This is a genomic window from Gammaproteobacteria bacterium (genome assembly GCA_013001575.1).
Lineage (GTDB): Bacteria > Pseudomonadota > Gammaproteobacteria > Steroidobacterales > JABDMI01 > JABDMI01.
This window is the reverse complement of record JABDMI010000048.1, coordinates 1-12,805: the sequence shown is the minus strand read 5'-3', so window position 1 is coordinate 12,805 and position 12,805 is coordinate 1. Positions and strand designations below refer to the sequence as shown.

Annotated in this window: 14 protein-coding genes; 10 read left to right on the top strand and 4 right to left on the bottom strand. The window is 49.4% G+C overall.

Annotated elements, in window-relative coordinates; all coding sequences use genetic code 11:
- From HKN88_04470 to mgtE, 9 genes are all read left to right on the top strand, one after another.
- Window positions 1–969: a KpsF/GutQ family sugar-phosphate isomerase gene (locus tag HKN88_04470; protein NNC97307.1), complete on the top strand. Its 969-nt coding sequence runs from the start codon at window positions 1–3 to the stop codon at window positions 967–969.
- Between the two features lie 41 nt (window positions 970–1,010).
- Entirely contained in the window at window positions 1,011–1,475 is a 465-nt protein-coding gene (locus HKN88_04465; protein ID NNC97306.1) for an HAD-IIIA family hydrolase, read from the top strand.
- 3 nt (window positions 1,476–1,478) lie between these two features.
- A complete protein-coding gene (lptC, locus tag HKN88_04460) occupies window positions 1,479–2,027 on the top strand; it encodes an LPS export ABC transporter periplasmic protein LptC (GenBank protein NNC97305.1) in 549 nt (182 codons plus the stop codon).
- Window positions 2,028–2,031: 4 nt separating this feature from the next.
- Entirely contained in the window at window positions 2,032–2,667 is a 636-nt protein-coding gene (lptA, locus tag HKN88_04455) for a lipopolysaccharide transport periplasmic protein LptA (protein ID NNC97304.1), read from the top strand.
- Entirely contained in the window at window positions 2,664–3,407 is a 744-nt protein-coding gene (gene lptB / locus HKN88_04450) for an LPS export ABC transporter ATP-binding protein (GenBank protein ID NNC97303.1), read from the top strand. Before lptA ends, lptB begins: the two co-directional genes overlap by 4 nt.
- Before the next feature lie 113 nt (window positions 3,408–3,520).
- Window positions 3,521–4,936 (top strand): RNA polymerase factor sigma-54, encoded by a 1,416-nt coding sequence (gene rpoN / locus HKN88_04445; GenBank protein ID NNC97302.1) that lies wholly within the window; start codon window positions 3,521–3,523, stop codon window positions 4,934–4,936.
- A gap of 27 nt (window positions 4,937–4,963) precedes the next feature.
- Window positions 4,964–5,293, top strand: a complete 330-nt coding sequence (gene raiA, locus HKN88_04440; GenBank protein ID NNC97301.1) for a ribosome-associated translation inhibitor RaiA — start codon at window positions 4,964–4,966, stop codon at window positions 5,291–5,293.
- A gap of 134 nt (window positions 5,294–5,427) precedes the next feature.
- On the top strand, window positions 5,428–6,360 hold the full coding sequence (gene rapZ / locus HKN88_04435; GenBank protein ID NNC97300.1) for an RNase adapter RapZ: 933 nt from the start codon (window positions 5,428–5,430) through the stop codon (window positions 6,358–6,360).
- A 127-nt stretch (window positions 6,361–6,487) separates the two neighbouring features.
- A complete protein-coding gene (gene mgtE / locus HKN88_04430) occupies window positions 6,488–7,834 on the top strand; it encodes a magnesium transporter (protein ID NNC97299.1) in 1,347 nt (448 codons plus the stop codon).
- 20 nt (window positions 7,835–7,854) lie between these two features.
- On the opposite strand, the gene HKN88_04425 is transcribed toward mgtE, so the two are convergent.
- On the bottom strand, window positions 7,855–9,081 hold the full coding sequence (locus HKN88_04425) for a patatin-like phospholipase family protein (protein NNC97298.1): 1,227 nt from the start codon (window positions 9,079–9,081) through the stop codon (window positions 7,855–7,857).
- A 21-nt stretch (window positions 9,082–9,102) separates the two neighbouring features.
- Window positions 9,103–10,383, bottom strand: a complete 1,281-nt coding sequence (locus tag HKN88_04420) for a hypothetical protein (GenBank protein NNC97297.1) — start codon at window positions 10,381–10,383, stop codon at window positions 9,103–9,105.
- A 68-nt stretch (window positions 10,384–10,451) separates the two neighbouring features.
- On the opposite strand from HKN88_04420, the gene HKN88_04415 reads away from it, so the two are divergent.
- Window positions 10,452–10,802 carry a hypothetical protein gene (locus HKN88_04415; GenBank protein NNC97296.1) on the top strand — a complete coding sequence of 117 codons (351 nt, stop codon included), beginning with the start codon at window positions 10,452–10,454 and terminating at the stop codon, window positions 10,800–10,802.
- A gap of 14 nt (window positions 10,803–10,816) precedes the next feature.
- Here the strand turns inward: HKN88_04415 and pyk are convergent, their stop codons facing one another.
- Both pyk and pgk read right to left on the bottom strand, forming a co-directional pair.
- Entirely contained in the window at window positions 10,817–12,253 is a 1,437-nt protein-coding gene (pyk, locus tag HKN88_04410; protein NNC97295.1) for a pyruvate kinase, read from the bottom strand.
- A gap of 144 nt (window positions 12,254–12,397) precedes the next feature.
- The coding region (gene pgk, locus HKN88_04405) for a phosphoglycerate kinase (GenBank protein ID NNC97294.1) at window positions 12,398–12,805 on the bottom strand (408 nt) is incomplete at its 5' end.

The window sequence follows — 12,805 nt, the reverse complement described above, 5'->3', positions numbered from 1 at the left end:
ATGCAAAAACATGACCCCATACAACATGCTCGCCGTGCACTAGAAATAGAATTGGCCGGTATCAAGAATGTGGCCAAAAATCTTGACGCCGACTTTACCCGCGCTTGTGAACTTTGTCTGAACTGCAAAGGCAAAGTTGTAGTGACTGGCATGGGCAAATCCGGGCATATCGCCAACAAGGTTGCCGCCACTTTGGCCAGTACCGGTACACCCGCATTCTATATGCATCCCGGTGAGGCCAGTCACGGTGATCTGGGCATGTTGAGTGAAAATGATGTTTTGATCGCCTTCTCAAACTCCGGCGAGACCGATGAGATCCTGACCCTGTTGCCTATATTGTCACGACGTAACATTGCCATGATCGCGATTACCGGCAAACCCGAGTCCATGCTCGCAACCCGTGCCATGATTCACCTGAATGCCAGTGTTGAGGAAGAAGCCTGCCCCTTGAATCTTGCACCAACCGCCAGCACCACAGCAGCGCTGGCGCTGGGCGATGCCTTGGCGGTGGCTTTATTAGAGATTCGTGGATTCACCCCCGAGGATTTTGCCATGTCGCACCCGGGAGGAAGTCTGGGTCGACGTTTGTTATTGACCATTGGTGACTTGATGCGCACAGGAACGCAAATTCCATCCGTTAAAACCCGGACCAGTCTGAGTGAAGCACTGGTTGAGATCACCCAAAAAGGTTTGGGCATGACGGCAATCCAGGACAACCAGCAACAGCTTATTGGTATTTTTACCGATGGAGACTTACGGCGCACGCTGGACGATGAAGTCGATATCCATAACACCATCATCGATGATGTGATGACACGTGAATTTATTTGTGTTTCCAGCGAGCAACGTGCCGCCGAAGCTGTTGAGATCATGGAACAGAAAAAGATTACCGCCCTCTTGGTGAAAGATGATGACCAACTGGTCGGAGCTTTGAATATTCACGACCTGTTCAAGGCAGGTGTCATGTGACCACACCGGAAAATATTTCAAAGCAGTTGTCAGGTCTGCGCATGCTGATACTGGATGTTGATGGCGTGCTTACCGATGGTCGTTTGCATTACGGCCCACATGGAGAGGAGCTCAAGGTATTCCATGTGCACGATGGTCTGGGCTTAAAACAACTCATGCAGGCCGGCATCACCATTGCCGTCATATCGGGTCGAGATTGTGAAGCCTTGCGTACACGCTTGACAGAACTTGGCATTAAGCATCATTACCTGGGCCAGAGTGAAAAAATTCCTGCCATGCACGAGCTTTTCAGTAAAACCAATATCACTGCCGAACACTGTGCTTACATGGGTGACGACTTGCCCGACCTGGAGCCCATGCAAAAGGTAGCTCTTAGTTTTGCTCCGGCCAATGCCCATACCAGTGTTTTACAACAGGCGCACTGGGTTTGTGAAAAGTCCGGTGGTCAAGGTGCGGTACGCGAAGTCTGTGATCTTATTCTGGCCAAGCGTTCGGGCAGCAACTAACAAATGTCCTGGCGTGAAGCATTAATGGCATTGTTATTACTCGGGGCCGCGGTTTTTTTATGGAACTTGTTGAATGAAGAGGAACCCGATGACAGCCTGAATAATAATTTGCAAACCGAACTGCCCGGCTATTACCTCAATGAAGCGGAATTGATCCGCTATGACCAGGACGGAAAACGCGCGTACACCATCACGGCTAATAAAATTGTTCAAGACCCTGCAAGCTATGCCCTGACTCTGGATAAAATCAACATCGACTACCATGCCAACAATGACTGGAATATCCAGGCCGACAGCGCCACACTGCCTGCCTCACGTGAGCAGATAAATTTTTCCGGTAATGTGATCGCCACTCAAAATACGCCGGGCGCAGCGGTTAGCTTCAGCAGCGACTCTTTACTTTATAATGTGAAAACCGCCAAACTCAGTACCAGGGACAGCATCCAGGCCAGCAAAGGCAAACAAACCATACGAGCCACTGGCATGATGATCGACCTTGAAAAACAGCGCGTACGCTTGCACTCCAATGTAAAAATTCGGATACAACCTTGATCTTATGCACTATCTAATCAACCTTTTAATTTGTCTATTCCTGCTAGCGAGTCCGGCGAGTATAGCCGCGTCATTGGCCCTGGAAATTGATGCCGACTCTTCCGATTGCGGCACCGACCTGAATAATTGCACCCTGAATGGCAATGTCGTGGTTCGTCAGGGCGATGCCAGGATCACCGCCGATAAACTGTTTTCGCGTTCTGAAAATGAATGGGAACTGGATGGCAATATCACTATTGAAAAAACCGGTATGCAGATCGAGGCACAAACCGCCACCATTTTGCTGGCACAACGTCAACTTCGCTCGTTTGCGCTGGTTGGCGCACCGGTGAATTTCCAATACCTGATCGATGAGGAAGGTCGGGCTCGCGGGCGCGCCAACGAGATAGAGTTTGACCTGGTCACACGCAAAATTGTACTTTCTGGAGACGCTCAAATACTCGAACAAGGCAATGAATTGAATGGCGAGTTGATCGAATACGATATTGATGCCGAACGCCTGAAAGCCAACAATGAAGGCAAAGGCGATGGTCGCGTGCGTCTGATCTTTGAACCACCCGGTGAGAATAGGGATCCTCAAGCTGAAGACGTCCAGGACCAAGCCCAAGAACAGCAGCCGCAAAGTGACCAACAACCATGAGTGTGAATGAGCAAGCGAGTATCCTTAAAGCGGAGAATATCAAAAAGAGTTACAAAACTCGTGAGGTGGTTAAAGGTGTGTCATTAGAAGTTGCCGCCGGAGAATCGGTTGGCTTACTCGGTCCTAACGGGGCTGGCAAAACTACCACGTTTTACATGATCGTCGGACTGGTCAAACCAAACTCGGGCAGCATAAGCCTGGATCAGCAAAACATCACCAAATTGCCCATGCACGCACGTGCACGTTTGGGTGTAGGTTATTTGCCGCAGGAAGCATCAGTATTTCGTAAACTCAGTGTGAAAAATAATATTTTTGCGATTCTGGAGTCGCGCAAAAATTTATCCCGGGCCGAACGCGAAAGCAAACTCGAAGAATTACTTGAAGAACTGCACATTACCCACATTCGTGACAGTCTGGGCATCAGCCTCTCGGGCGGTGAACGTCGGCGGGTCGAGATTGCCCGTGCGCTGGCTGCAGATCCCTTGTTCATTTTGCTCGACGAGCCTTTCGCCGGCGTTGATCCAATCTCGGTAATCGACATCCAGAAGATCATTCGCCAATTAACCGATCGCGGCATCGGGGTACTCATCACCGACCACAATGTGCGCGAAACCCTCGGCATTTGTGATCGTGCCTACATTCTGAGCGAAGGACAGTTGATCGCATCCGGAACACCCGACACTGTACTTGCCAACGAACAAGTCAAAAAAGTTTACCTGGGTGACGACTTTAAGCTCTGAGGCTGAATTTAGCTCAATGCACCAAACAAGTGCTTTAGATAGTAGTGCTTACGTGTGTAAATATATACTCTCAATGTCTGGTCGTTTGTGTCAATCTTGGTTAGCATGAAGGTATGTTAAAACAATCCATCAACATCAAACTCGGTACTCAGTTAAAACTGACCCCGCAGTTAAAACACAGTTTGCGAATATTGCAATTGTCTGTGATGGATCTACAAGGCGAGCTGCAGCAACAACTTGAAAGCAATGTCATGCTTGAGCGAGTGAACGCCGATGAGTCCGACGCACTGATCTCAGAAAATACCGATGCGCCTGCAACAGAAAACGAGACCGAACTGGCCTCCGAAGATCATTGGGATGACGTACCGACCAGTGAGCTGGATACCAATTACACCAAATCCTCGGGTAAATCCTCTGACTTACCGGAGATGCGGGATTTTGCCGATCATCGTCAGGAAACCCTGAATCAACATCTTGCCAGCCAGATCGATCTTGAACGCTTGCCCGAACATGAGCGGATCTGTCTGGAATATTTGATCGATGCCCTGGATTCTGACGGCTTTTTAATTGAACCTTTGAATGAATTGCACGAGCAATTGCAAAGTCTGATCGGGCCATTCCCGAAAAAAGACCTGAGCCAAGCGTTATCCGTGCTGCAAGACTGCGATCCCGCCGGGATTGCGGCACGTGACCTGAGTGAATCTCTGCAAATACAACTACGCAGACTGGATCTGGATAAAGAGTACCGGGGAATTTGCCACGGTATCACCCAACACCTGGATCTCCTCGCTAAAAACAACACCCGCGCCTTACGCCGCTTGTGCCGCACGTCTGAACAAAAACTCAACAAAGCCGTCGAGATTGTACGAAATTTAAACCCCAGACCGGGTGCGAGGTTTGCGCAAACCGAGAATATTCACGTAGTCCCGGATGTTGTAGTAAAACGACACCTTGGTCAGTGGGTGATTGAAGTAAATCAGTCCTGGCTGCCTAATATAAGGGTAAACAAGCATTATGCCAAGTGTATCCGAGGACGTGGAAATGATGATTTAAAACAACAATTACAAGAAGCACGGTGGTTATTACAAGGACTTGCCATGCGCGGTGAAACTCTGATAAAAGTAAGTCAAGCGATCGTGTCGAGACAGAGTGAATTCCTGGAACACGGCGAGATCGCCATGCAGCCTATGATGATGAGAGAATTAGCCAAATTGTTGTCCGTACACGAATCGACCATCTCCAGGGTCGTGGCTAATAAATACATGCAAACACCACGCGGTACTTACCCGTTACGTTTTTTCTTTTCTTCACAGATCACCAATGATGCCGGTGAAGCACATTCCGCCACCGCAATTAAGGGCATGATCGAAAAATTGATTAACGCAGAAAACCCGGGCAAACCGCTGAGTGATAACAAGTTGACTCAGTTACTCAAGGAGGATGGCATACAGGTTGCACGTCGCACGGTTGCGAAGTACCGTGAAGCATTGGGACTGGGCAGTTCCAGTGAACGCCGAAGTAGTAAATAAAATTTTAAACCAATACGGAGGATGTTTATGCAAATTAATTTGACTGGCCACCATGTGGATGTCACAAGCGCACTGAAAGATTTTGTGGAAAGCAAGATGCAACGTGTAGAGCGACACTTTGATCACATGACAAATGCAAATGTAATTTTGACTGTTGAAAAACTAAGACACAAGGCCGAGGCAACCATTAATGTCTCTGGCGCTCAGGTCTATGCCGATGCCACGGAAGAAAATATGTATTCAGCCATTGACGGCCTCGTGGACAAACTTGATCGCCAAGTCAAACGCCATAAAGAAAAGATCAAGGATCATCATGCTCGCAAGGTAGATAAACGCCAACGCGTCCCGGGCATTTGATCCTGTATTCATTTTTACTCATACAAGCGGCTGCGTGCCGCTTTTTTTATGTCTGTCACATTAATGACACAGAGACTGGCGGATTGGTAGAAGGATAAGCGGAATTTCACATCCACTTATGATACCGTTAGCGCATGTCATTAACGGCTGCCAATACCACCAAACGAATTGTGATCGTGAGCGGGCTTTCCGGTTCCGGTAAGTCGGTAGCATTGCATCGCCTCGAAGATCTTGGCTATTATTGCATTGATAATATTCCAGCCACCCTGCTAGCCCAGTTGATCGAGCAATTAATGCATGGCGATGACCCGATGTACCGGCATTTGGCCATCGGCCTGGATGCGCGTAACAAACGTACCGATCTGGCTGCCATACCCGAACAGGTCAAGGATCTCAATGCACGTGGCATCCAGGCCGAGATCCTGTTTCTGACCACCGATGACCAGGTCTTGATCAAGCGCTATTCGGAATCACGTCGCCGCCACCCTCTCAGTAGCAACAATCTGAGTCTGGAAGATGCGATCGATCTGGAACGTGAAATGCTCGCCCCCTTAAGTCATTCCGCCGACATTATTTTCGATACCACGCGTACCTCGGTGCATGACTTGCGTGATCTGATCGCGCAACGGGTATACACCCGTTTGCCGGGCACCATGTCTTTATTGTTTAAATCCTTCGGATTCAAATATGGGGTACCTACCGACGCAGAATACGTTTTTGATGTACGCTGTTTACCCAATCCCTACTGGGATCAGAATTTACGCCAGTATTCCGGACTCGATCAACCGGTAATTGATTTTCTGGGCGCCCAGGAACTTGTGCTCAAAATGCAAAATGACATTACCACCTTTTTAAGTAACTGGATTCCACAGTTTGTGCGTAACAACCGCAGTTATCTGACCATTGCGATCGGGTGCACCGGTGGACACCATCGTTCTGTGTATCTCGCCGAGCGCCTGGCCGAGCATTTCAGTCAGGAATATGCACAAGTACTGGTTCGACACAGCGAATTGAGTAATCAGAATTCGCTGGAACTCAAAACCAATGAACGGTTTTTTTCTATCTGAAAAACAAGCCTGAATCTTGACCCGGCAGTTCTGCCCGGCACTAACGAATAGACCTCAAGTGTCAGCAGGAGTACACTGCTGCCTGATAAATAAAAAACAGTCACATTTCAAACTAAGAATTTCAATTATGACTGAAACGCCTAGCACAACTCGTTTACAGACTTTACGCGACGCTCTTGATAGCGGAACTATGCGTCCGGTTCGGCGTATGTTGTCCTCGCTGCATCCGGCCGAGATCGGTTCTTTGATCGAATCTTTACCCAACGCTGAACGTGAAGTAGTGTGGAATCTGGTCGACCCGGATGACGCGGGCGAAACCCTGCTGCATGTCAATGATGACATGCGTGCCAACCTGATTGCGGGCACTGACGAAGCTGACCTGCTGGCTGCACTGGAAGGCATGGAAGTTGACGACCTCGCGGATATCCTTGATGACCTGCCCGAACGCCTGACCAATCAGGTTCTGTTGTCGCTGGATCAGCAAAACCGCCAACGCCTGGAAGCGGTTTTATCCTATCCGGAAGACAGCGCCGGTGGCTTGATGAATGTCGACACCATCACGGTACGACCCGATGTTGAGCTCGATGTGGTATTGAGGTATTTGCGTTTACGTGGCGATCTACCAGAAAACACCGACGCCCTGTTTGTGGTCAACCGTTATAACGAATACATGGGCGCTTTGAATTTGTCGGATCTTTTAACCAACGACACCGATACCGCCGTCGCCGAGATCATGCTTAGCGACACCAGACCGATTCCCGCCGACCTGCATGAAAATGCCGTGGCCAAACTTTTTGAAGAACGCGACCTGGTATCAGCCGCTGTGGTGGATGAGCACAATAAACTCATTGGTCGAATCACCATTGATGATGTGGTGGATGTGATCCGCGACCAAGCCGACCATAACATCATGAGTCTGGCCGGACTGGATGAAGAGGAAGACGTCTTCGGCCCGATCATTCCGTCGGCCAAACGCCGCGCCTTATGGTTGCTCATCAATCTCGGGACCGCGATTCTGGCCTCCTGGGTGATCAATCGTTTTCAAGTTACCATTGACAAAATTGTGGCCTTGGCGGTATTGATGCCGATTGTGGCCAGTATGGGTGGCAATGCCGGGAGTCAGACCTTAACCCTTATGGTGCGTGGTCTGGCACTGGGGCAAGTGCAATCGTCTAACGCACGCTGGCTCTTGGGAAAAGAGATTGCGGTTAGCTTGCTCAATGGTGTTGGCCTGGCCTTATTAACCGCCGGTATCACCTATATATGGTTTAACGATGTGAGTATTGCCATCATTATTGGTGTTGCCCTGATCATTAATCTTTTGATCGCGGCTATTGCCGGTGTCATCATTCCACTGTTCTTGAAACAGCGCGGCACCGACCCGGCACTGGCCGGCAATATCGTACTGACCACCGTGACCGACGTATTTGGCTTTATGGTGTTCCTGGGACTCGCAACGCTTATCCTGACCTGAAGCGCTAGTTTTTAGTCTGATCAACCCAGTCCGCCCGCTTGCAACTGATCTTTAATTCTTTGCGGAGCCTCCAGGCGTGTGATCGTTTCACTACAAAAAAAATCGATCAATGCGTCTTTTTGCTCCATCGCATCGCAATAACCCAATGAGATCAGGTCACGAGTATAATCCTGTTCGAATAACAGATAACTGACCAACTGACTGCCGCTGATCTTGTCGCGTGCACCGGCACCGGCCATGAAAATACGCACAGAACGAGGCAGGCGATGTTGATGTTTGAGGGCGATGTCGCGAATATCGGAACTCGGGACGATAATATGCACGTCCACCGGTTTTTCGGGCACCAGATTGGAATCAAAATTTTCCAACAGGCGGTTGACGTGCAATAAATGTTCCAGGTCTGTGAAAAGACCGTCCATGAACAAGGTATCCAGAATATAGCCCGCAACTTTCCCCAAACTGGGATAGACCTGATCCTGGGTGCTAATGTAATTTGGTTTTTCATCGCGTACACCAATGACCATCAAGCGATTGGCGCCCAAATGCAAGGCCGCACTCAAGGGTTTGGCCTGACGCACAGCGCCGTCGGCATAATACTGTTCGCCCACTTGCACCGCCGGAAACACATAGGGAATGGCCACCGAGGCCATGAGATGCTCAACCTCGATACGGCTTGGCACGCCGACCCGCCGGAAGCGTTGCCAGGCATTTTGGGTATCCCGCGCCTGGAAAAAATTCACACTCTGGGCGGTGCTGTAAGCCGAGCACACAATGATCAGCCCATCGATCAGTTGTTGTTGCAGGCCCTGTTCGATGCCCGAAAAATTCACTTGCTTTTGCAACAATTCGCGCAAGGGCTGGTTATCCAGTAATGAAGTGGGTTTTTTACCAAAACGACCCGCCGAAAGAATGGTCCATAACCAGTGCGCCGTATTTTTTATCACGGTCATGGTATTGGTTTTATACACATGATTTACTTTGAAATTATTCCACACGGCCTCAAGATTCTGCATACCTTGATGAAAGTCCATGGCGTGCGACGCCAATACGGTGGAGTTGATCGCGCCGGCCGAGGTGCCACTGTAGACCCTGAATGGAGAGGTTTGCACATCCGGAAGTAATTCGGCTATGGCTTTTAAAACCCCGACTTGATAAGCGGCACGCGCACCACCACCCGGGAGTATTAACGCCCTGGATTGTGAGCTTAATTGTCGACTTGCTTTAGGATTTGAATTTGTTTGTGACATATTTCCGTTATCACGGTTAAATTACCAGTTAACTACTTTGCTTTGAATACTGGGTGAGTCGCCGCTCTCTGTCCACACAAACAAAATCCGTTTATTGTCCAAAACTTTGAATTGCGGGACACCAGAAGCGCGCGACATGTCAATTTGTGAGACCGACTTTATTGCCTCCATCGACCCGTCACGCGCAATAACACGAAACAGAAAATGGCTTTGACCCTGGTATTGACCAATCCAGCTGATTACGGCTTGCTCCTGATTGAGCCAGTCCACGCCTACTCGACCCAGACTGCCTTTGGTCGCCACCACATACGGCGGTAAAAAAGATTCGCCATTATTATTTGAAAATGCGATCTTTACCGCACTTTGATTATTTGCGGCGGTAAACCAGGCAAGCGCCAGTTGTGCCTTGTTTGCTGCCAGATCCGGTCCGTTTACGGGGCAGGCCTTAAGGTCCCATTGGTCTGTGGCCAAAGCGCTGGATGCCACCCAAGTGTTTCCCAGTTGGCGTAGAACCTTGATGTCACGAATCTCGCTATCCGACGTAAGTATTTCACGATCGCGATAGGCGATGACCAGGCCATTCTCGGACATCGCTGTGCTGGTTTGACAACAGTCGCATGTTAATTCATCCAACTCGATACGTTGCGTGATTTTATTTTCTGCATCCAGAGTGGCGTAGCGCAGGCTCATGCCTTGAGGTTTTTCCTGGTGGGATTCCTCATCCAATTTGGAATCGGGTGCAGCGTGACCGTGCCCGGCTAGCATATTGCGCCCATCCAGCCAGATAGCATGGATTCGGTCTTGGTCGGGTTGTAAACTCACAAAGCCGTGTTCGGTGGGACTGTTATCGGTATGCAAGGGTCCCATGTTTTGCCACTCGCCGCCCAATTCCTTGACCGCATACTGCACGCCATAGGCATAGGTACCTTCACCATTCTTTTGTAGCCAGTGCGCCATCAGACGATCCTTGTTTTTGACAACCGATGGAAAGTCGGCCCAATTCACAAACCAGTCATCGCCCGACGCAACCTCTTGCGGCTCTGACCAGTTCGAGTTCTGCCAATGCCGTAACCATAAGGTCGAAGTTGTATTGGCTTGAATCACATAACTCAACCAGACCTCACCCTCGGTGTCTTTGAACAAATACGGGACACGCGCTGCATCAATCTGCTGAAGAATTACCTCTTGTGCCACAGATTGAGCATTGCCTTGAGTCTTGTCTTGCGAATCGCAGCCTGAAATCAGCAAAGTGATCGAAACCAGGGAAAGTATAAGCAAACAAAATTTCAAAAATCGCGGCATAGTTTGTTCCGTTAAATAGAATTATTGGATTATACTACTGCCATCACCCACCACATGTTGGAAAAATCATGCCATTAGCTGACGTTTTGCAAAGCATCAAAAGTGAGATCAAAGAATTAGCCATCACCGAGCTCCCCGAGTTGGGCGATGATGCGGTATTGATCGATGTGCGGGAAACCGAGGAATTTAACGCCGGTGCCCTGCCCGGTGCCTTGCATTTGTCGCGTGGTACGCTGGAATTCAAACTCTCGAATATGCCGGAGATCACACCAGACACCCCGGTTTATCTCTATTGCCGTAGTGGCAATCGCTCGGCCTACGCCGCTCGCAGCCTGCAGGAGCTGGGTTACAAGAATGTGACCTCGTTAAGCGGTGGGTATGTTGCCTGGTCGGCAGCACATCCATCCACACTTGCTTAATAAGGTAGCGCTATTTACAGCGCTGGAGTGGCCGAAACCTTCAGGATCTTCATGGTGTTGGTGCCACCGGTAATACCGGAAAGGTCGCCGCGGGTCATGACCACCAGATCACCCGCTTCTACCATGCCTTTTTTCTTCAAAAAGACCAGTGCGTCTTCAAGCACATGATTACTGGTTTTGCGTAACACATCAAAAGACACCGGATACACCCCACGATACATTTTAACTTTACGCCGGGTCTTGTCATGCCGGGTGAGTGCCAGGATTGGAATGCCGGAGCTGATGCGTGAAAGCCATAATGCGGTTGAACCCGTTTCAGTTAAGGAAACGATAACCTTTACATGCAAATGATTTGCGGTATACATCGCGGCCATGGCAATGGCTTCGTCGGTACGCGTGAAATGCTCATTCAAGCGATGCTTGGAACGCACGGTGTTCAAATGCCGTTCGGCACCGTTGCACACGCGTGCCATGGAGCTGACCGTTTCAACCGGATATTTTCCCACTGCGGTCTCGCCGGACAGCATTACCGCGTCAGTACCATCGATCACAGCATTGGCGACATCCATGACTTCGGCCCGGGTCGGGATCGGGCTAGTGATCATGGATTCCATCATTTGGGTTGCGGTGATTACTACACGATTATGCGAACGCGCTTCGCGGATAATGTGTTTTTGCACCACCGGTAATTCGGCATCACCGATCTCAACTCCGAGATCACCCCGTGCCACCATGACCACATCGGAGGCGGATAGAATTTCCGACAAATTCTCCACCGCTTCTGTTCGCTCGATCTTGGCCACAATACCGGCATCGGATCCCGCCTGTTTCATAAGCAAGCGAGCATAATTCACATCTTCCTTATTGCGCACAAAAGACACGGCCAGATAGTCCATGTCCAGCTCGGCTGCCAATTCGATATCCAGTTTGTCTTGTTCGGTCAAAGCGTCTGCCGACAATCCACCACCTTTAAGGTTTAAGCCTTTTTTGTCACTCAGCACACCACCGATCTTGATCTTGCAATTGACGCGTTTACCGTCGATGTTGTCGACCGTCAAAACGATCAATCCATCATTCAGTAATAATGTGTCACCTGCGGCCACATCATTGGCTAATTCGGCATAGGCTATGCCAACGCCCTGCTCATTACCCGATCGTTCGGGGTGATCTGGATCCAGAAAAAAGTCATCACCTTTGTTTAGTTCAACAAAACCGTGTTCAAACTTGTTGATACGAATCTTAGGGCCTTGCAGGTCACCCATGATCGCGACATCGTATTTTCCGGCCTTGGCCACTTTGCGTACCATCGCCACGCGCTCGCGTGTGGTCGCATGATCGGCGTGGGAAAAATTCAGTCGGGCAACGTCTAAGCCTGCTGCAAACAGCTTTTTCAGAATTTCCGGATCATCGGTTGCCGGTCCCAGGCTTGCCACTATTTTTGTTCGTCTCATGATTACTTATTTGTGTTTGTATGAAAAATTTTATTTTGCTTATTTGAAGTCATTGATTTTACACTGATTTCGTATTTGTTTTATTACAGTCACAAAAAAAGCCGTATTAGCATTACGGCTTTAGAAGGAATCAATACACTTTGTTTATTTATTGCGGGCTTCCAGAGCCGCAACCGCGGGAAGTTTTTTTCCTTCGAGGAATTCCAGAAATGCTCCGCCTCCGGTTGAAATATACGAGACTTTGTTTTCAATCTTGTATTTTTCCAAAGCCGCCAAAGTGTCACCACCACCCGCGATCGAGAAGGCCTTTGAATCAGCAATGGCGAGTGACAAGGTTTCGGTCCCCTTGCCAAATTGATCAAACTCAAATACCCCGACCGGACCATTCCAGACAATGGTGCCGGCATTTTTTAAAATATCGGCAAGCTCACTGGCGCTATCCGGTCCAATGTCAAAGATCATATCGCTATCCGACACATCGCTTGCGGCCTTTGTGACCGCTTCAGCGTCTGCTGAGAATTCTTGCCCAACCACCACATCGCTGGGAAGTGG

Excerpts from the sequence above, each read along its gene's own strand:
- HKN88_04470 (NNC97307.1), top strand. The coding sequence starts at position 1 with ATGCAAAAACATGACCCCATACAACATGCTCGCCGTGCACTAGAAATA.
- rpoN (NNC97302.1), top strand. The coding sequence starts at position 3,521 with ATGTTAAAACAATCCATCAACATCAAACTCGGTACTCAGTTAAAACTG.
- lptB (NNC97303.1), top strand. The coding sequence starts at position 2,664 with ATGAGTGTGAATGAGCAAGCGAGTATCCTTAAAGCGGAGAATATCAAA.
- raiA (NNC97301.1), top strand. The coding sequence starts at position 4,964 with ATGCAAATTAATTTGACTGGCCACCATGTGGATGTCACAAGCGCACTG.
- rapZ (NNC97300.1), top strand. The coding sequence starts at position 5,428 with ATGTCATTAACGGCTGCCAATACCACCAAACGAATTGTGATCGTGAGC.
- lptC (NNC97305.1), top strand. The coding sequence starts at position 1,479 with ATGTCCTGGCGTGAAGCATTAATGGCATTGTTATTACTCGGGGCCGCG.
- HKN88_04425 (NNC97298.1), bottom strand. The coding sequence starts at position 9,081 with ATGTCACAAACAAATTCAAATCCTAAAGCAAGTCGACAATTAAGCTCA.
- HKN88_04420 (NNC97297.1), bottom strand. The coding sequence starts at position 10,383 with ATGCCGCGATTTTTGAAATTTTGTTTGCTTATACTTTCCCTGGTTTCG.
- pyk (NNC97295.1), bottom strand. The coding sequence starts at position 12,253 with ATGAGACGAACAAAAATAGTGGCAAGCCTGGGACCGGCAACCGATGAT.
- HKN88_04415 (NNC97296.1), top strand. The coding sequence starts at position 10,452 with ATGCCATTAGCTGACGTTTTGCAAAGCATCAAAAGTGAGATCAAAGAA.
- mgtE (NNC97299.1), top strand. The coding sequence starts at position 6,488 with ATGACTGAAACGCCTAGCACAACTCGTTTACAGACTTTACGCGACGCT.
- lptA (NNC97304.1), top strand. The coding sequence starts at position 2,032 with ATGCACTATCTAATCAACCTTTTAATTTGTCTATTCCTGCTAGCGAGT.
- HKN88_04465 (NNC97306.1), top strand. The coding sequence starts at position 1,011 with ATGCTGATACTGGATGTTGATGGCGTGCTTACCGATGGTCGTTTGCAT.